The organism is Agromyces terreus (genome assembly GCF_009749465.1).
Taxonomy (GTDB): Bacteria; Actinomycetota; Actinomycetes; order Actinomycetales; family Microbacteriaceae; genus Agromyces; species Agromyces terreus.
This window is the reverse complement of record NZ_WBIS01000007.1, coordinates 66455-83690: the sequence shown is the minus strand read 5'-3', so window position 1 is coordinate 83690 and position 17236 is coordinate 66455. Positions and strand designations below refer to the sequence as shown.

The 17236-nt window shown below is 72.1% G+C and carries 17 protein-coding genes; 7 read left to right on the top strand and 10 right to left on the bottom strand.

The features are described from left to right. The first annotated feature begins 88 nt into the window (after positions 1-88). Genes GQQ92_RS13215 through GQQ92_RS13205 form a run of 3 tightly spaced genes read left to right on the top strand, consistent with a single transcriptional unit; the run spans position 89 to position 2516 of the window. A complete protein-coding gene (locus GQQ92_RS13215; protein ID WP_156999768.1) occupies positions 89-1540 on the top strand; it encodes an NAD(P)/FAD-dependent oxidoreductase in 1452 nt (483 codons plus the stop codon). Continuing rightward, a complete protein-coding gene (locus tag GQQ92_RS13210; RefSeq protein WP_232057688.1) occupies positions 1537-1908 on the top strand; it encodes a cupin domain-containing protein in 372 nt (123 codons plus the stop codon). The genes GQQ92_RS13215 and GQQ92_RS13210 overlap by 4 nt, the downstream gene beginning before the upstream one ends. A gap of 38 nt (positions 1909-1946) precedes the next feature. Further along, positions 1947-2516 (top strand): MOSC domain-containing protein, encoded by a 570-nt coding sequence (locus GQQ92_RS13205; protein WP_156999767.1) that lies wholly within the window; start codon positions 1947-1949, stop codon positions 2514-2516. 44 nt (positions 2517-2560) lie between these two features. On the opposite strand, the gene GQQ92_RS13200 is transcribed toward GQQ92_RS13205, so the two are convergent. From GQQ92_RS13200 to GQQ92_RS13190, 3 genes are all read right to left on the bottom strand, one after another. After that, on the bottom strand, positions 2561-3304 hold the full coding sequence (locus tag GQQ92_RS13200) for a winged helix-turn-helix transcriptional regulator (protein ID WP_156999766.1): 744 nt from the start codon (positions 3302-3304) through the stop codon (positions 2561-2563). A gap of 13 nt (positions 3305-3317) precedes the next feature. Continuing rightward, positions 3318-3779 (bottom strand): VOC family protein, encoded by a 462-nt coding sequence (locus GQQ92_RS13195; protein WP_156999765.1) that lies wholly within the window; start codon positions 3777-3779, stop codon positions 3318-3320. Positions 3780-3904: 125 nt separating this feature from the next. Continuing rightward, positions 3905-5560: a PucR family transcriptional regulator gene (locus GQQ92_RS13190; protein WP_232057687.1), complete on the bottom strand. Its 1656-nt coding sequence runs from the start codon at positions 5558-5560 to the stop codon at positions 3905-3907. Positions 5561-5684: 124 nt separating this feature from the next. Here GQQ92_RS13190 and GQQ92_RS13185 point away from each other — a divergent pair, with 124 nt between their 5' ends. Both GQQ92_RS13185 and GQQ92_RS13180 read left to right on the top strand, forming a co-directional pair. Next, a complete protein-coding gene (locus tag GQQ92_RS13185; RefSeq protein WP_156999764.1) occupies positions 5685-7265 on the top strand; it encodes a CoA-acylating methylmalonate-semialdehyde dehydrogenase in 1581 nt (526 codons plus the stop codon). A 93-nt stretch (positions 7266-7358) separates the two neighbouring features. Continuing rightward, positions 7359-8789, top strand: a complete 1431-nt coding sequence (locus tag GQQ92_RS13180; RefSeq protein ID WP_156999763.1) for an aspartate aminotransferase family protein — start codon at positions 7359-7361, stop codon at positions 8787-8789. Positions 8790-8858: 69 nt separating this feature from the next. Here GQQ92_RS13180 and GQQ92_RS13175 read toward each other — a convergent pair whose 3' ends face one another. Next, the gene (locus GQQ92_RS13175; RefSeq protein WP_156999762.1) at positions 8859-9296 is read right to left on the bottom strand and encodes a hypothetical protein; all 438 of its coding nucleotides are present in this window, start codon (positions 9294-9296) and stop codon (positions 8859-8861) included. A gap of 106 nt (positions 9297-9402) precedes the next feature. On the opposite strand from GQQ92_RS13175, the gene GQQ92_RS13170 reads away from it, so the two are divergent. Beyond that, positions 9403-10977, top strand: coding sequence for a flavin monoamine oxidase family protein (locus tag GQQ92_RS13170; protein WP_197738255.1), 1575 nt, complete (start codon positions 9403-9405; stop codon positions 10975-10977). Here GQQ92_RS13170 and GQQ92_RS13165 read toward each other — a convergent pair. The 4 genes from GQQ92_RS13165 to GQQ92_RS13150 are packed head-to-tail and all read right to left on the bottom strand — an operon-like array spanning position 10874 to position 14009. Continuing rightward, positions 10874-11626: a Pr6Pr family membrane protein gene (locus GQQ92_RS13165; RefSeq protein WP_156999760.1), complete on the bottom strand. Its 753-nt coding sequence runs from the start codon at positions 11624-11626 to the stop codon at positions 10874-10876. The genes GQQ92_RS13170 and GQQ92_RS13165 overlap by 104 nt on opposite strands. Before the next feature lie 45 nt (positions 11627-11671). Beyond that, positions 11672-12514, bottom strand: coding sequence for an amino acid ABC transporter ATP-binding protein (locus GQQ92_RS13160; RefSeq protein ID WP_156999759.1), 843 nt, complete (start codon positions 12512-12514; stop codon positions 11672-11674). Further along, the gene (locus GQQ92_RS13155) at positions 12501-13169 is read right to left on the bottom strand and encodes an amino acid ABC transporter permease (RefSeq protein ID WP_197738254.1); all 669 of its coding nucleotides are present in this window, start codon (positions 13167-13169) and stop codon (positions 12501-12503) included. The genes GQQ92_RS13160 and GQQ92_RS13155 overlap by 14 nt, the downstream gene beginning before the upstream one ends. A gap of 33 nt (positions 13170-13202) precedes the next feature. Continuing rightward, entirely contained in the window at positions 13203-14009 is an 807-nt protein-coding gene (locus GQQ92_RS13150) for an amino acid ABC transporter substrate-binding protein (protein WP_156999758.1), read from the bottom strand. Between the two features lie 334 nt (positions 14010-14343). On the opposite strand from GQQ92_RS13150, the gene GQQ92_RS13145 reads away from it, so the two are divergent. Further along, positions 14344-14673 (top strand): hypothetical protein, encoded by a 330-nt coding sequence (locus tag GQQ92_RS13145; RefSeq protein ID WP_156999757.1) that lies wholly within the window; start codon positions 14344-14346, stop codon positions 14671-14673. Positions 14674-14731: 58 nt separating this feature from the next. Here the strand turns inward: GQQ92_RS13145 and GQQ92_RS13140 are convergent, their stop codons facing one another. Both GQQ92_RS13140 and GQQ92_RS13135 read right to left on the bottom strand, forming a co-directional pair. Then, positions 14732-15931: an acyl-CoA dehydrogenase family protein gene (locus GQQ92_RS13140; RefSeq protein ID WP_156999756.1), complete on the bottom strand. Its 1200-nt coding sequence runs from the start codon at positions 15929-15931 to the stop codon at positions 14732-14734. Beyond that, the gene (locus GQQ92_RS13135) at positions 15928-17217 is read right to left on the bottom strand and encodes a CaiB/BaiF CoA transferase family protein (protein WP_156999755.1); all 1290 of its coding nucleotides are present in this window, start codon (positions 17215-17217) and stop codon (positions 15928-15930) included. Before GQQ92_RS13135 ends, GQQ92_RS13140 begins: the two co-directional genes overlap by 4 nt. Positions 17218-17236: the final 19 nt, after the last annotated feature.

The following is a 17236-nucleotide window of genomic DNA, read 5'->3' as shown; positions in this document are numbered from 1 at the left end:
GGAGGCGGATGTCGAGACAGCCGCCACTGGCGCCGTCAGCGCGCCGCGCGGGAGGATGGGGAGACCAACCGCATCGGAGAGATACCCCGTGGGAACGACCGTATTCGAACGACGCCGGCCTCCGGCATCCGTTGTCGAGCATGCCTTGAAGCCGACCCGACAGGCGGTGTTCTGGCTGGAAGACCTGCCCGAGGGCGCCGTCGGCGGGCGCCCGAAGCTCACCCGCACGATCGTGGCCGACCTCGTCGTGGTCGGCGGCGGCTACACGGGCCTCTGGAGCGCCGTGCTCGCGAAGCGCCGGAACCCGGGCGCGCGGGTCGTGCTCGTCGAGGCGAAGTCGATCGGCTGGGCCGCGTCGGGCCGCAACGGCGGCTTCTGCGAGTCGAGCCTCACGCACGGCGACGAGAACGGCATGGCGCGCTGGCCCGACGAGATGCCGCTGCTGCACCGGCTGGGCCTCGAGAACCTCGACGCCATCGAGGCGTCCGAGGCCGAGCTCGGCATGGACTTCCACTTCGAGCGCACCGGGCAGCTCGCTCCCGCGATCGAGGAGCACCAGCTCGAGTGGCTGCGCGAGTGGGCCGACGAGGCGGCAGCCCGCGGTGAGGGCGACGAGGTCGTGTACCTCGACGAGCACGAGGTCCAGGCATCCGTCGCATCGCCCACCTATCTCGGGGGCGTGTGGGAGAAGCGCACGAACGGCATGGTGCATCCGGCTCGCCTCGCGTCCGAGCTGGCGCGCGTCGCCGAGGAGCTCGGCGTCGAGGTGTTCGAGCACTCCCCCGTGAAGCGGCTCGAGACCCCGGGCTCGACGGGCGCCGTCAGCGTCGTCACCGAGCACGGCCGCGTCGACGCGACGCATGCGGTGCTCGGCACGAACGTCTTCCCGTCGCTGCTGAAGCGCAACCGCCTCATGACCGTGCCCGTCTACGACTACGTGCTCATGACCGAGCCGCTCTCCGAGCAGCAGCTCGAGAGCATCGGATGGCGCGACCGCCAGGGCATCGGCGACATGGCGAACCAGTTCCACTACTACCGCCTCTCCAAAGACAACCGCATCCTGTTCGGCGGCTACGACGCGATCTACCACTACGGCCGCAGGGTGCGTTCGGGCTACGAGCGCCGCCCCGAGACCTGGAACACGCTCGCGAACCACTTCTTCACGACGTTCCCGCAGCTCGAGGGCCTCCAGTTCAGCCACCAGTGGGCGGGCGCGATCGACACGAGCACCCAGTTCACGGCCTTCTTCGGCACGGCGCGCGACCATCGCGTCGCCTACGCCGCCGGGTTCACGGGCCTCGGCGTGGGATCGACGCGGTTCGCGGCCGAGACGATGCTCGACCTGCTCGAGCGCCGCGACAACGAGCGCACGCAGCTCGAGATGGTGCGCAAGCGCCCGCTGCCCTTCCCGCCCGAGCCTGCGGCGTCGATCGGCATCAACGCGACCCGCTGGTCGCTCGACCGTGCCGACCACAACCGCGGCAAGCGCAACGTGCTCCTGAAGACGCTCGACGCGCTCGGCCTCGGGTTCGACTCGTGAGCGGGCTCGCGCGCCTCGAGCCGGGTTCGATGACGGATGCCGCGGGGCTGGCGCTCGAGCCCGAGCCCGTGCCCGCCGAGCAGGCCGTGTCGGGCGGCCCGACGACCGCGTACACGGCGCTCGACGAGCCCGCCGCGGCCGACGGGGTCGGCGAGATCGGGGTCTGGGAGATGACCCCCGGGGTGATGCGCGACATCGAGGTCGACGAGGTGTTCGTCGTGCTCGCGGGCGACGCGACCGTGGAGTTCGAGGAGCCTCGGCTCGACCCGATCGAGCTGCGCCCCGGTTCGGTCGTGCGCCTGACCGCCGGCATGCAGACGGTCTGGACCGTGCGCGCGACGCTCCGCAAGATCTTCATCTCGCGCTGACGCCCGGCGGCGCGACGGGCATCGCATACGCTCGGAGCATGGCCGCACTCGACGACGCCCTCACCGCGCCCGCATCCGTCGCCTCCGTCTCGATGGACGACGCCCATCGGTTCAGCAAGCCGACCCGTGACGAGATCCGGCTCGTGACCGGGCTCGGCGTCGAGGGCGACGCCCACTTCGGCGAGACGGTCCAGCACCTCTCGAGGGTCCGTCGCGACCCGACCTCGGCGAACCTGCGCCAGGTGCACCTGATCCACGCCGAGCTGCTCGACGAGCTCGCCGCCGACGGCTACGACGTCGCGCCGGGCGCCCTCGGCGAGAACGTGCTGACGCGCGGCGTCGACCTGCTCGGGCTGCCGCGCGGCACGCGCCTGCGCATCGGCGGCGGGGCCGAGGTCGAGATCACCGGCCTCCGCAACCCGTGCACGCAGATCGACCAGCTGGGCGACGGCCTCATGAAGCGACTGGTGTCGCGCGACGACGACGGCGAGGTGGTGCGCCTCGCGGGCGTCATGGCGGTCGTGCTCGCCGGCGGCGAGGTGCTGCCCGGAGACCCGATCACGGTCACGTTGCCCGACGGCGAGCACGAGCCGCTCCAGCCCGTCTGACCCGATTCCGCCGTTCCGACGGGGCCGCGACGCCCTGGCACCGATCAAGCGGGAACGGCCTGCGCATCGCCCGACTCGGCCGGCGGCGGGGCGGACTCGATGCGGAACGTCTCGGCGAACCGGTCGAGCAGGGCCTCGTCGGCCGTCGGAACGACCAGCCGGCCGGGGTCGCCCGTGAGCAGACGGTGCAGCTGCGCCGGCTCCAGCTCGAGTTCGAGCACGGCCTCCGGCACGGGCTCGAACGCCGAACGCCGCCTCGGCGCGGGGAGCGCGCCGGGCCCGATCGCCACGACGTCGAGCGAGGCGCCCACGACGACGGCCGACAGGGAGACGCCGCCCTCGTCGCCCTCGCGGACGCCGCCCACGTGCAGCACGTACTCGGAGGGCGGCAGCGCCGCCGCGGCATCCGCTCGGAATGCGGCCCGCAGCGACATCGCGAGCGCGTCGGCGTCGACCGACTCGCCCTCGCCCCGGTCGCCGAGCATCGCCCAGCCCCAGCGCTCGAGGGCGAGGACGACCGGTTCGAGGGCGCGGCCGGACTCGGTCAGCTCGTAGCCGCCGCGAACGCTCGGCACGCGGCGCACGACCCCGGACTCCTGCAGTTCCCTGAGCCGGTCGCTGAGGATGTTCGTCGGGATGCGGGCCAGCGACGCCTTGAGATCGCCGTAACGCCGCGGGCCGACGAGCAGGTCGCGCACGATGAGCAGCGCCCAGCGGTCGCCGACGCGCTCGAGCGCGCGGGCGGTACCGCTGTACTGCCCGTACCCGCGCGCCGCGCGTGTCGCCATGCGGCCGCCCCGGTCAGGCCGTGGGCGCCGAGGACTCGGCGCCCTGCCCGGCCAGGTACGCGTCGGGGCCCTGCTCGACGGCGGTCGGCTCCATGTAGAGGAAGCCGAGGATGTTGCCGTCGGGGTCCTCGAGGTCGCGCGAGTACATGAAGCCGTAGTCCTGCGCCTCGCGGGGCTCGGTGCCGCCGGCCGCCAGCCCCTTGGCCATGACCGCGTCGACCTCGTCGCGGGAGTCGCGCGTGAACGCGATGCTCGTCTGCGCGTGGGTCTTGGGGTCGACGATCTGCTTGTCGGTGAAGGTGCCGAGGTACTCGCGCGTGAGCACCATGAAGTAGATGTTCTCGTCGAGCACGACGCAGGCGGCGTTCTCGTCGGTGAACATCGGGTTGATGCTGAACCCGAGGCCCTCGTAGAACGCCTTGGAGCGGGCGAGGTCGGCGGTGGGCAGGTTCACGAAGATGCTGGTTGCGGTCATGATCTCCTCCTGTGGGATCGCGGTGTTCCGTTCGCGAGACCCAGCTTGCTCTTTGCAAGTGGACTTGTCAATAGCAAGTAAACGACGAAGTCCGGATGCCGCGGATGCCGCGGGCATGCCGCGTGTCAGCGCGCGGCGCTCCGCCGCACGAGCAGCGCAAGGTGCAGGGCGGTCAGCACCTCGCCGTCGTCGAGGTCGAGCCCGAGCAGGTCGCCGATGAGCGCGAGCCGCTGGTAGAACACCGACCGCGACAGGTGGGATGCCGCCGCCGCCGCGGTCCGGTTGCCCGGATGCGCGAGCATCGCGCCGAGCACGCTCAGCAGGTCGCCGTCGCGCGCGAGGTCGTACTCGATGAGCGGCGCGAGCATCCTCTCGCTGTGCCGGAGCAACCGGTGGTCGTCGCGCAGCGAGGTGACGAGCCGCATGAGCGGACGGTCGTCGCCGCGACGCACGAGCACGCCGCGGACCCCGCGCGGCCGAGCGCCGCGCGCGAGGTCCGTGGCCTCCTGCACCGAGCCGAGCATGGCCTCGAGCCCGGTCGCCGCGGCCCCGATCGAGAGCACGAGCCGGTCGGCGGATGCGGCGTCGCCCCCGACGAGCGCCGTTCCGAAGGCCTTCGCCTGCGCGTCGGTCAGCGGCTTCGGCACCGACAGCAGCACCACGCGAGCGCCGGCGGGCGCGCCCGCGATGGCGACCTCGCCGTCGATCGCGCGCCCGGCGAGCGCTCGCGCCGCGGCATCCGCCGCACCCGCATCGACGCGCGCGCCCGTCGCGACCACGCCGTACAGGGTCGACCCGTCGACCGGCAGGCCCGCCGCCCGCACCCGCGCCTCGGCGCCCGCGAGCCCCGCGAAGCGACCCGCGACGAGGCCGTCGACGAGGCGCTGGCGGCCGATGCGCGTCCACTCGTCGGCCTCGCCGTCGGCGAGACGCCCGAGCGCCAGGGCGATGGCCCCCTGCTCGAGCACGCTCGTGCGGCCCGCCGCGTGGGCCGGGCCGGGCAGCGCGATGAGGTGCCCCCATCGGGTGCCCCGCGCCTCGACCGGCACGATGAGCCACTGCTCGGAGGCCGCAGGCGTGCCGGGGGCGGCCGCGTGCCGGTGGGCGAGCCGGGAGCGCGCCTCCCAGTTCGTGAAGAGCACCTCCTCGGCCGCGGGCGGCACCTCGGCGGCGACCACCTCGTGCGCGAGGTTCTCGAGCACGACGGCGGAGCCGAGCGTCTGTGCGAGCTGATGCACGATGAAGTCGGCCGGAGACCCCCGCAGGCTCAGCGCCGTGAACCGCTCGCGCACCTCGTCGCGGGCGCGGAGGGCGGCCGTCTGCTCCGAGATGATGCGGTTGTGCACCGCCTCGGTGAGCACCACGAACTTCACCTCGCGGTGCAGGGTGACGAGCGCGAGCCCGCGGTCGCGAGCGGCCTTCTCGACCACGGCCGGCACGTAGCGGTAGTGCACGCCCAGCTCGAGCACGAGGCCCGCGAGGCCCGCGTCGACGAGCCCGCCGATGAACTCGTCGAGCTCGGCGGGCTCGGTCGGCCAGCCCGATCCCGTCGAGAGCAGCAGCTCCCCGCCCTCGAGCAGGCGGGCGACCCCGGCGCTGTCGGACACGTGCACCCATCGCACGCTCGCCTCGAGGGCCTCGTCGCTCGCGAGCACCTCGGGCAGGCCGTCGACGACCGCCTGGAGCGCGAGGATCTCGCGCACCGTCGGAAGGCCGTCATCGAGGACCGCCGCGCCAATACGATCCGTCTGGATCACCGACTCTTCGCGACGTTCTGACATCCGCGCACCCTCACACCCTCTGAAAAACTTGAAGTCGCAAGCCTAACCGACGGTCGGGCGAAGTGTCCGGGTGCGCAAGGCGCCGGCCACGCGGCATCCGTCACTCCATCACGAAGGAACTGCCATGAGCATCACCGAGACCGCCTCCGCGCCCGCGCCGACCCATGAGGTCGCGACGATCGGGCACTGGGTCGACGGCGCCCCGCGCGCGTCGACGAGCGGACGCACCGCGCCCGTGTACGACCCCGCGACGGGCGCCGTGCAGGCCAGGGTCGCCCTCGCCGACCAGGCCGAGATCGACGCGGCGATCGCCTCGGCGCACGCCGGCTTCCTCGAGTGGAGCGGCTACTCGATCGCGAAGCGGCAGACCGTGCTCTTCGCGTTCCGCGAGCTGCTGAACTCGCGTAAGGGCGAGCTCGCCGAGATCATCACCTCCGAGCACGGCAAGGTCGTCTCCGACGCGATGGGCGAGATCCTCCGCGGCCAGGAGGTCGTCGAGCTCGCGACCGGGTTCCCGCACCTCATCAAGGGCGCGTTCAGCGAGAACGCCTCCTCGGGCATCGACGTGTACTCGATCAAGCAGCCCCTCGGCGTGGTCGGCATCATCAGCCCGTTCAACTTCCCGGCCATGGTGCCGATGTGGTTCTTCCCGATCGCGATCGCCGCGGGCAACGCCGTCGTGCTGAAGCCCTCCGAGAAGGACCCCTCGGCCGCGCTCTGGATCGCGGCACTCTGGAAGGAGGCCGGGCTGCCCGACGGCGTGTTCACCGTGCTCCAGGGCGACAAGCTCGCGGTCGACGGCCTGCTGACCAGCCCGCTCGTGCAGTCGATCTCGTTCGTCGGCTCGACGCCGATCGCGCAGTACATCTACGAGACGGCGTCCAAGCACGGCAAGCGCGTGCAGGCCCTCGGCGGCGCGAAGAACCACATGCTCGTGCTGCCCGACGCCGACCTCGACCTCGTCGCCGATCAGGCCGTGAACGCCGGGTACGGCGCCGCGGGCGAGCGCTGCATGGCGATCAGCGTGGTGCTGGCCGTCGAGCCCGTCGCCGACGACCTCATCGAGAAGATCGCCGAGCGCATCGGCCGCCTGAAGATCGGCAACGGCGCGGGCGTCGACGCCGGCGACGGCACGCGCGTCGAACCCGACATGGGCCCGCTGATCACCGACGTGCACCGCGACAAGGTCGCCTCCTACGTCGACATCGCCGAGGCCGACGGCGCGACCGTCGTCGTCGACGGCCGCGGCCTCACGGTCGACGGCCACGAGGACGGCTTCTTCTTCGGCCCGACGCTGCTCGACCGCGTGCCCACCACGAGCCGCGCCTACACCGAGGAGATCTTCGGCCCGGTGCTCTCGGTCGTGCGCGTCGCCTCGTACGACGAGGGCCTCGACCTCATCAACTCGGGGCAGTTCGGCAACGGCACCGCCATCTTCACCAACGACGGCGGCGCTGCACGCCGTTTCCAGAACGAGGTGCAGGTCGGCATGATCGGCATCAACGTGCCGATCCCCGTTCCCGTCGCCTACCACTCGTTCGGCGGATGGAAGCAGTCGCTCTTCGGCGACGCGAAGGCCTACGGCGTGCACGGCTTCGACTTCTTCACGCGCGAGAAGGCCGTCACCAGCCGCTGGATCGACCCCGCCACGCGCACCGACAGCGCGCACACCGGCATCAACCTGGGCTTCCCCCAGAACCACTGACCGTCTCGTCGGTCGAGGAGCGCAGCGTCTCGAGACCCCCGGTCTCCGGCCCCCTCGCTCCTCCTCCGGCGACACTTTCGAAAGGCGAGAGAGATGACCGACACCCTCACCCCCGAGACGCAGACGACGGATGCCGCGACGGCGGGCTTCGTCGACCGTGACGGCACGCGGCATCCGCTGCCCGACACCGAGGCCGAGGCCCGGGTGCGGGCCGACGACCGCGCGCACGTCTTCCACTCCTGGAGCGCGCAGGCGCTCATCGACCCGCTGCCGATCGCGGCCGGCGAGGGCTCGACGTTCTGGGACTACCAGGGCAACGCGTACCTCGACTTCTCGTCGCAGCTGGTGAACCTGAACCTCGGCCACCAGCACCCCGACCTGGTCGAGGCCATCCGGCAGCAGGCCGGGCGTCTCGCGACGATCCAGCCGTCGATGGCGAACGACGTGCGCGGGGAGCTCGCGCGCCGCATCGCCGAGGTCGCGCCCGGCGACCTCGACAAGGTGTTCTTCACCAACGGCGGCGCCGACGCCAACGAGTACGCCGTGCGCATGGCGCGCGCCGTCACCGGCCGCCGCAAGGTGCTGTCGATGTACCGCAGCTACCACGGCGGCACCGCGACGGCGATCTCGCTCACGGGCGACCCGCGTCGCTGGGCGAACGAGCCCTCCGACGGGTCGGTCGCGCACTTCATGGGGCCGTACGCGTACCGCTCGTCGTTCCACGCCGACAGCCCCGAGCAGGAGTCCGAGCGCGCCCTCGCCCACCTCGAGCAGGTCATCACGCTCGAGGGGCCGAACACGGTCGCCGCGATCATCCTCGAGACGATCGTGGGCACCAACGGCGTGCTCGTGCCGCCGCCCGGCTACCTCGAGGGCGTGCGGGCCTTGGCCGACAAGTACGGCATCGTCTACATCGCCGACGAGGTCATGGTCGGCTTCGGGCGCATCGGCGAGTGGTTCGCGGTGAACCGCTTCGGCGTGACCCCCGACCTGATCACCTTCGCGAAGGGCGTCAACTCGGGCTACGCGCCGCTCGGCGGCGTCGTGATCTCGAAGCGGATCGCCGAGCACTTCGACACGGTCGCCTTCGCGGGCGGGCTCACGTACTCGGGCCACCCGCTCGCGTGCGCGCCCGGTGTCGCGACGTTCGAGGTCTTCGAGCGCGACGGCATCCTCGAGCGCGTCCGCGACCTCGGCGAACGCGTCGTGGGCCCGCGCCTGCGCGAGATCGCGGCGAAGCACCCCTCGGTGGGCGAAGTGCGCGGCATCGGCCTGTTCTGGGCGATCGAGCTCGTGAAGAACGCTGAGACGCGCGAACCCCTCGTGCCGTTCAACGCGAGCGGTGCGGATGCCGCGCCCATGGGCGCCGTCGCCGCGGCCTGCAAGCAGGCGGGCCTCTGGCCGTTCGTGCACTTCAACCGCATGCACGTCGCTCCGCCGCTCGTCATCTCCGAGGAGGACCTCGTGCGCGGCCTCGACATCATCGACGAGGCGCTCACCGTCGCCGACTCGTACGTCGCCTGAGCCGAGACGACGGAGGCCGACCCGCGACAGCGCGGGTCGGCCTCCGTGCTCTGCCGGATCAGGCGGAGGTCACACCGGGACGGAACCCGTGTAGTAGCGCTGCACGGTGACGGTGCCGATCGTCACGTTCCCGCTGCCGATGCGCAGGGCCATCGGCTTGAACGTGTTCGCCGCGCCCTTGAAGCTCTTGGTGCATCGCGTGACGTAGGAGCTGCTGTCCACCGTCACCACCGTCCCGAACGCCGTCGGCTGCAGGTTCAGCTTGCCCTTGCCCTTGACGGTGACGCAGTAGCGGTACGTGACGCCGGTGGCGGTCTTGAAGCCGGAGCCGAGCTGCGTCCACGCCGTCGCGGTGACGGAGGAGTTCACCTTGGCCGTGGACAGCGTGCCCCAGCCCGCGGCGAACGCCGCGGTCGGCGAGAGTGCGAGTGCTGCGGCACCGAGCAGCGCGGCGGCGGCCATCAGCGGCGTGCGGAAGCTGAAGCGTCGTCGGTTCGAGGGGGTCACTGGATGGTTCTCCGTTTCAACGTGGATGCCGCGGCGAGCGCCGGGTCGCGCTCAGCATATCGACGGGATCGAGAGGGTCGCGGCCGCGTCGGCTAGCCTGAGTCGCATGGACGAACGGGGCGCGTCGGGGGGCATGGCCCGGCGCAGCTTCCTCGCGGCCGGGCTGGCCGGCGTGGTCGCGGTCGGGTTGTCGAGCTGCGTGTGGGGCGACCCCGCGCCCACCCCGACCGCCGTGCCGACTCCCGACCCGACGTCCGCCCCCGACGCGTCGGGCGTGCCGCGCCCGACGAACATGCGGCGTTCGGCCTGGGGATCCGACCCGTACGCTCGCGGCTCGTTCAGCTTCCCCGAGTTCGGGTCGACCGATGCCCTGCGCGAACGCCTCACGACCCCGGTCGGCGACCGGCTCGTGTTCGCCGGCGAGGCCACGTCGACGGCCGCGCCCGGCACCCTCGACGGTGCGCGACGGTCGGGCCTGCGGGCGGCGACGTCGATCGCCGCGCTCGGCGGGCCCGGCGAGCGCATCGCGGTGATCGGCGCCGGCATGGCCGGCCTCACCGCGGCCCGGCGGCTCGCCGACGAGGGCTTCGAGGTGCTCGTCATCGAGGCGCGGGAGCGCATCGGCGGCCGCGTCGAGTCCGTCGACGACGACGCGTTCGGCGGAACCGTCGAGCTCGGAACCTGGTTCATCCAGAACGACGACGACCTGCTCGGCGCGCTGGCCGGGGCATCCGTGACGACGACCGCGGTCGGCGGCGTGGCCGCTGTTCGCCGACCCGACGGCACCCCCGTCGAGCCGTCGCCGGTCGGCATCGACGCGCTCGAGCAGGCGCACGCCTGGGCCGAGGGACGCCCGCACGACGTGCCGGTCGCCACCGCCCTGCTCGGCGCCGGCATGATCCCCATGTCCGAGACGCCCGGCGACGACGGCGTCAGCCCCGCCGCATGGTTGCGGCACGCGCTCACGAGCGGGCTGCAGCCCCTCACTGGCTCGACCCCGACGGTCGTGTCGGCGCAGCAGTTCGACCCGGCCCGCCTCGTCGATCCGCTCGCCGAGGTGCGCGTGCCCGCCGAGCCCATCGCCGACGTGTTCGCGCCGCTCGCCGAGGGACTCGACCTCGTGCTCTCGAGCGCCGTGAGCCGCATCGCCTACGACGACGAGCGCGTGAGCCTCCGGCTCGACACGGGCGAGTCGATCAACGTCGACCGAGCCGTGGTGACGCTCCCGCTCGGCGTGCTGAAGACCGACCAGGTGCGTTTCGAGCCCGCGCTCCCCCGACCCCAGCAGCACGCGATCGCGCAGATCGGCATGGGCGTGGTCGACGTCGTGTGGCTCGCGTTCGACGAGCCGTTCTGGCGGTCGGATGCCGCGGCCGAAGCGGATGCCGCCGCCGAACCCGATGCCGCCGCCGAAGCGGATGCCGCCGCCGGCGCGGAGACCCCGGCCGACGCGGATGCGACCGCAGACGCCGGCCCCGCGGCATCCGTGCTCACCGTCGTCGGCGCCTACCCGACCGTGGCCGCGTGGATCGACGCCGGCGTCGCCACCGGAAGCGGCGACGCCGTGCTCGTCGGCGTCATCGCGTCGACGCAGGCGACGCGGCTCGAACAGCTGTCGGATCAGGACTTCCTGACGGCCGTGCTCGCCGATCTCGAGCCCTTCGCCACAGCAGGCGGTTGACGAGCACGAGCGTCGAGGTCAGCACGAGGAAGATCACGAGCACGACCGCGCAGGCCGCGACCACGCCGAGTACGCTGCCGACCTGCGCCTCGTCGAGGAAGAAGTACGGGTACCACCCGACGTCGGCGCCGCGGATCAGCGTGTAGACGAGCCAGATCACGGGGAACACGAGCACCCAGCCGACCGTCGACCACGGCACCCGCGGGTTGACGGCAAGCACGCTGTCGGCGGTCCAGGCGACGAGCGCGAGGCCCGGCACGACGAAGTGCAGCAGCGTGTCGGACCACGGCACGTCGACCCGGTACCCGTGCGACGAGGACTCGGCGACGATGAGCGCGAACACCACGCCCGAGAGCACGACGTACACCGTCACCATGGTGCGCAGGACGCCGAGCCAGGCCGGGTCGCGCGGGGCCCGCAACGCGAATCCGGCCGCGATGCCGAGCGTGATCACGGCGAGGAAGGCCGATTGGATCGTGAAGTAGCTGAAGAAGTTCGCCGTCGCGAACGTGCGGAATCCCAGCACGTAGCGGAAGTTGCCGACGATCGCGACGAGTTCGAGCACCGCGAGGCACAGCCGGAACACGCCGAGCGCGCGCCGGGCCAGCCTGACCCGGGCCTCTGGCGAAGGTCCGGTGGTGTCGGGCATGCCTCAACGCTACGCCAGCGGGTTCGCCGGGCGAGGCGCGACCGGTCAGTCGAACGGACGCAGGATGCGGTCGAGGAACCGTCTCGTGCGCTCCTCGGCCGGCTTCGTGAAGATGTCCTTCGGCGCGCCGCGCTCGACCACGACGCCGCCGTCCATGAACAGCACCTCGTCGGCGACCTGCCGCGCGAAGCCCAGCTCATGCGTGACGACGACCATGGTCCAGCCCTCGTCGGCGAGTTCCTTGATGACCTTCAGCACCTCGCCCACGAGCTCGGGGTCCAGCGCGCTCGTCGGCTCGTCGAAGAGCAGCAGGTCGGGTTTCAGCGCGAGCGCGCGCACGATGCCGACGCGCTGCTGCTGCCCGCCCGAGAGCGAGAACGGGTACTCGTCGCGCTTCTCGGCGAGGCCGACCCGTTCGAGGAGCGCCTCGGCCTCGGCGACCGCGCGCGCCCTCGGCACCCGCTGCACGCGCACCGGCCCTTCGATGACGTTCTCGAGCACCGTCATGTGCGGGAAGAGGTTGTGCTGCTGGAACACCATGGCCGACCGGTCGCGCATCGCGACCCGGCCCTGCTTCGAGACGCGGGTCGAGAAGTCGAGGTCGGGTCCGCCGGCGAAGCTCAGAGTGCCGCGGTCGGGCGTCTCGAGGCCGTTGAGCGAGCGCAGCACCGTCGTCTTGCCCGAACCGCTCGGGCCGATGAGCACGACGACCTCGCCCCGCCGCACCTCGAGGTCGATCGAGCGCAGCACCTCGTTGTCGCCGAAGGACTTGCGGATGCCTCTGGCGGTCAGCAGCACGGCGTCGTCGGGCGTCGTGGCGGGCGCGAGCGGGTCGGACGCCCGCCCCGCGGCATCCGCCCGCCCCTGGTCGCGATCAGACGGCGACATAGCGATCGAGCCTCCTCTCGAGCATGCCCTGGCCGCTCGAGAGCACCAGGCAGAACAGCCAGTAGATCAGGGCGGCCTCGAGGTAGACGAGCATGAACTCCTGGCTGAACGCGGCGATCTGCTGCGACACGCGGAACAGCTCGGTCACGAGGATGAGCGATGCGAGCGAGGTGTCCTTCACGAGGGAGATGAACGTGTTCGACAGCGGCGGCACCGAGACCCTGGCGGCCTGCGGCAGGATGATGCGGCGCAACGTCGTCGCCTGCCCCATGCCGATCGTGTACCCCGCCTCCCACTGCCCCTTCGGCACCGAGAGGATCGCGGCCCGGATGATCTCGGCCGCGTACCCGCCGACGTTGAGCGAGAAGGCGATGATCGCGCTCGGCCACGGGTCGAGCACGATGCCGATCGCCGGCATGCCGTAGAAGATCACGAACAGCTGCACGAGCAGCGGCGTGCCGCGGATCACCGAGATGTAGAAGCGCGCGGCGCCCGAGAGCACCCGGTTCTTCGAGAGCCGGGCGAGCGCGACGCCGAGCGCGATGACGAGGCCGAGCGCGAACGAGGAGAGGGCGAGCGGGATCGTCCCGCTCACCCCTCCCCAGACGATCGGCCAGAAGGAGTCGAGGAACAGCTGCCAACCGGAGGCATCCACGTCGGCCTCCCTTCGAGGTCGTGTCGTGGCAGGTTACTCGGAGACGTCGGCCCCGAAGTACTTCTCGCCGATCTCGGCGAGCGTGCCGTCGGCCCGGAGCGTCTCGAGCGCCTCGTCGACGGCCTTCACGAGTGCCGTCCTGTCCTTCGCGAACGCCAGGGCGCTCTGCGTCGGGTCGGTCTCGGCGACGACCTCGAGCCCGGCGTCGGGGTTCTCCTTGACGTAGTCGAGGTAGGTGAGCTCGTCGTTCACGGTCGCGTCGACGCGGCCCTGCTCGAGCAGCGCGACCGCCTGGGCCCACCCCTCGACGGCCTCGACGTTCGCGCCCGCGTCGACGGCGAGCTGGTAGAAGTTGCTCGTGAGCGACTGCGCGGTCGTCTTGCCCGCGAGGTCGTCGAAGCTCGAGATCGACGTGTCGCCCTCGGCGACGACGACGACGCTGGGCGACACGGTGTACGGCGAGCTGAAGAGGTACTTCTCTTCGCGCTCGGGGTTGATCGAGACCTGGTTGGCGATGACGTCGGCGCGGCCGGCCTCGAGGCCCGCGAAGATCGCGTCCCACTGCGTCTCCTGGAACTCGATCTCGAGGCCGAGCTCCTCGGCCACGGCCTCGGCGATCTCGACGTCGTACCCGACGAGGTCGCCCGACCCCTCGTCGTGGTAGCTGAACGGACGGTACGTGCCCTCGGTCGCGACGGTGAGCGTGCCCGCCTTCGCGAGGCCGTAGTCGTCGCCCGCGGCGGCATCTCCGGACTCGGGAGCGCTGCTCGAGCAGGCGGCGAGGGCGAGGACGGCGGCGGATGCGGCGGCGAGGCCGAGGAGGGTGCGGGCGCGTGACATGCGGGTGGTGCTCCGTTCGTGGCGTTTTCGTGGGTTCGGCGTCGTGGGCCGGGGTGGTGCGGACCGTGCGTTCGGGCCGACGTGACGAGTCCATCACGCCGTTCCTCCACGGTGAAACCGGATGACCCCGCGTTGCATTCCCGATCGTGCAGACCGGATTCCGCGGCATCCGCGACCCTCGCACCGCCCTACATGCGCCGCGCGGCATACACGGATCGGCGGATCGGCCGCAACCCCTCGCGCCGCACCGCCCGCCGCCGATAGTGTTCAGAACCGGCGGAACCCCCTCCGCCGACCCCGGTGCCACCCGCACCGCCACCCGAAGGGAACCCCCTTGATCACCCTGACCTGGCTCCTGCTCATCGCGCTCATCGGCGGCATCCTCGCCCTCGTCGACGGCATCCTGCGGCTCCGCGCCCGCGGCGGCTCCACCGTCGTCGGCGTCATCGAGGTCATCGTCGCCGCGCTGTTCCTGCTCTCGTTCTTCGTGCCCGGCATCCCGTGGGGCTCGCTCGTGCTCGGCGTCGCGATGCTCATCGCCCTCGTCGTCGCGCTGTTCCTCGGCGGCCGCACCGGTCGCGGCATCACCCTCGCGGCCCTCGTCGTCACCGCGATCTGGATCGTGCTCGTGAACCAGTGGATCGTGGTCCCCGGCATCAACTGACGCCGCATCGCACCGGCGCCGGGCGCCTCGGGATCCGTCCCGGGGCGCCCGTCCCGCGTCAGAACGCGGCGATGCCCGTGAGCGCGCGGCCGAGCACGAGCTGGTGGATCTCGTCGGTGCCCTCGTAGGTGCGCACCGACTCGAGGTTCGCCGCGTGCCGCATCACGGGGAACGCGTTCGTGATGCCGTCGCCCGCGAGGATCGAGCGCGCCTGGTGCGCGATCTCGAGCGCCTCGCGCACGCTGTTCAGCTTGCCGACCGAGATCTGCGCGGGCGTGAGCGCGCCGCGCTCCTTCAGCCGCCCGAGGTGCAGGGCGAGCAGCACGCCCTTCTCGACCTCGACGAACATGTCGGCGAGCTTGGCCTGCGTGAGCTGGTTCGCGCCGATCGGCTTGCCGAACACCTCGCGCGTGACCGAGCGCTCCAGGGCGGCCTCGAGGCATGAGCGGGCGGCGCCCATCGCGCCCCAGACGATGCCGTAGCGCGCCTCGTTGAGGCACCCGAACGGGCCGGAGAGCCCGGATGCCCCGGGCAGCATGGCCTCGGCGGGCACTCGCACGCCGTCGAAGTCGAGGTCGCACTGCACCGAGGCGCGCATCGAGAGCTTGCCGTCGATCGGCGTCGCGGTGAAGCCCGGCGTCGAGGTCGGCACGAGGAACCCGCGCACGGCGCTGCCGCCCTCGCCGTACGCGCCCGACGGGTCGTCGACCCGCGCCCAGACCACGGCGACGTCGGCGAGCGACGCGAGGCCGATCCAGCGCTTGGCGCCGTCGATGACCCACTCGTCGCCGTCGCGGCGTGCGACGGTCGTCATCGCGGCGGGATCGCTGCCGCCCTGGGGCTCGGTCAGGGCGAAGCACCCGATGAGGTCGCCGGCCGCCATGCCCGGCAGCCACCGCTGCTTCTGCTCCTCGGAGCCGTACTTGTGGATCGCGCTCATCGCGAGCGAGCCCTGCACCGAGACGAACGTGCGCCAGCCCGAGTCGGCGGCCTCGAGCTCGAGGCACACGAGCCCGTACGCCACGGCGCCGGCCCCGGCGCATCCGTAGCCCTTCAGGTGCATGCCGAGGAAGCCGGCGTCGCCCATGACCTTCACGAGTTCGCGGCGGAAGTGCTTGTTCTCGAAGTCGTCCTCGATGATCGGCGCGATGCGCTCCTGCGCGATCGTGCGCGCGCGCTGCTGCCACTCGCGCTCGTCCTCGGTGAGGAGCGCGTCGAGGTCGAACACCTGGTCGATGCGGGGGGCGGTGGCGGTCATGCGTGCGGTCCTTCCGTGGGGTCGAGCGGATGCCAGTCGGCGCCGGCGTGCTCGTCGAGTGCGGGTGGTGGCGTGCGGTACGCGGCGGGCGTGGCCGCGAGGCGGATGGGGTTCGCGATCGAACGGGTCGCGGGCTCGTCGGGGGTGCGTCGCGTCTCGACGACGGGCTCGAGCCCGAGCGACTCGGCGAACGCGACGGCCTCGGCGATGTCGTTGACGAGGCCCGCGGGCACCCCGGCCTCGCCGAGCGCGGCGATCCAGTGCGCGGCGGATGCCTCGGCCAGCCGCCGCTCGATCGCCTCGGTCAGTTCGGCGCGGTGCGCGACGCGTTCGGCGTTCGTCGCGAACCGCCGGTCGAGGAGGCCCCCCGGGCCCCGCCGGTCGAGGAGGCCCCCCGGGGCCGTCTCGTGACCAGCGTCGGAGCCCTCGAGAGGCTCGCTCGCCCTCCCCCCTCGGCCGGCGGCGTCCGAGGGGTCGCCCAGTACCTCGGCGAGCGCGCGGAACTGCTTGTCGTTGCCGACGGCGATGACGAGCTCGCGATCCTGGGCGCGGAACACGGAGTACGGGGCGATGCTGGGATGGGCGTTGCCGAGCCGTCGCGGCGGCACGCCGGTCGCGAGCGTCGACCCGGCCTGGTTCGTGAGCGCCGAGAGCAGGCTGCCGAGCAGGTCGATCTCGACGAGCTGCCCGGTGCCCGTGCGGTCGCGTTCGCGCAGCGCGAGCAGGATGCCGGCGAGCGCGTTCTGCCCGGTGAGCACGTCGACGAGGGCGACGCCGGCCTTCGCGGGTGTGCCGTCGGCGTCGCCCGTGATCGACATGAGGCCGCCGACGGCCTGCACGAGGAGGTCGTACCCGGCCAGGGCGGAGCCGGCTCCCGAGCCGAACCCGGTGATCGAGCAGTAGACGATGCCGGGGTTCAGCGCCCGCACGGCCGCGTGGTCGAGCCCGAAGCGCCCCATGACGCCGGGCCGGAAGTTCTCGATCACGACGTCGGCCGAGGCGGCGAGCCTGCGGGCCTCGGCGAGCCCCGCGGCATCCGTCAGGTCGAGCGCGACCGATCGCTTGTTGCGGTTGACGCTGCCGAAATACGTGGCCTGCCCGTTCGCGTCGACGGGCGGGGTCCAGTGCCGGGTGTCGTCGCCGGCGGGCGGTTCGATCTTCACGACGTCGGCGCCGAAGTCGGCGAGCATCATGGTCGCGTAGGGCCCGGCGAGCACGCGCGAGAAGTCGGCGACGCGCACGCCCGCGAGCGGCCCGGAGGCTCCGGTGCCGTGCTGCTCATCCATCTCGCCCGCCTTCCTCATC

Bases quoted from the DNA above. Each gene is read 5' to 3' on its own strand.
- GQQ92_RS13205 (WP_156999767.1), top strand. From the start codon at position 1,947: ATGGCCGCACTCGACGACGCCCTCACCGCGCCCGCATCCGTCGCCTCC.
- GQQ92_RS13200 (WP_156999766.1), bottom strand. From the start codon at position 3,304: ATGGCGACACGCGCGGCGCGCGGGTACGGGCAGTACAGCGGTACCGCC.
- GQQ92_RS13195 (WP_156999765.1), bottom strand. From the start codon at position 3,779: ATGACCGCAACCAGCATCTTCGTGAACCTGCCCACCGCCGACCTCGCC.
- GQQ92_RS13190 (WP_232057687.1), bottom strand. From the start codon at position 5,560: ATGTCAGAACGTCGCGAAGAGTCGGTGATCCAGACGGATCGTATTGGC.
- GQQ92_RS13185 (WP_156999764.1), top strand. From the start codon at position 5,685: ATGAGCATCACCGAGACCGCCTCCGCGCCCGCGCCGACCCATGAGGTC.
- GQQ92_RS13180 (WP_156999763.1), top strand. From the start codon at position 7,359: ATGACCGACACCCTCACCCCCGAGACGCAGACGACGGATGCCGCGACG.
- GQQ92_RS13170 (WP_197738255.1), top strand. From the start codon at position 9,403: ATGGACGAACGGGGCGCGTCGGGGGGCATGGCCCGGCGCAGCTTCCTC.
- GQQ92_RS13165 (WP_156999760.1), bottom strand. From the start codon at position 11,626: ATGCCCGACACCACCGGACCTTCGCCAGAGGCCCGGGTCAGGCTGGCC.
- GQQ92_RS13160 (WP_156999759.1), bottom strand. From the start codon at position 12,514: ATGTCGCCGTCTGATCGCGACCAGGGGCGGGCGGATGCCGCGGGGCGG.
- GQQ92_RS13150 (WP_156999758.1), bottom strand. From the start codon at position 14,009: ATGTCACGCGCCCGCACCCTCCTCGGCCTCGCCGCCGCATCCGCCGCC.
- GQQ92_RS13140 (WP_156999756.1), bottom strand. From the start codon at position 15,931: ATGACCGCCACCGCCCCCCGCATCGACCAGGTGTTCGACCTCGACGCG.
- GQQ92_RS13135 (WP_156999755.1), bottom strand. From the start codon at position 17,217: ATGGATGAGCAGCACGGCACCGGAGCCTCCGGGCCGCTCGCGGGCGTG.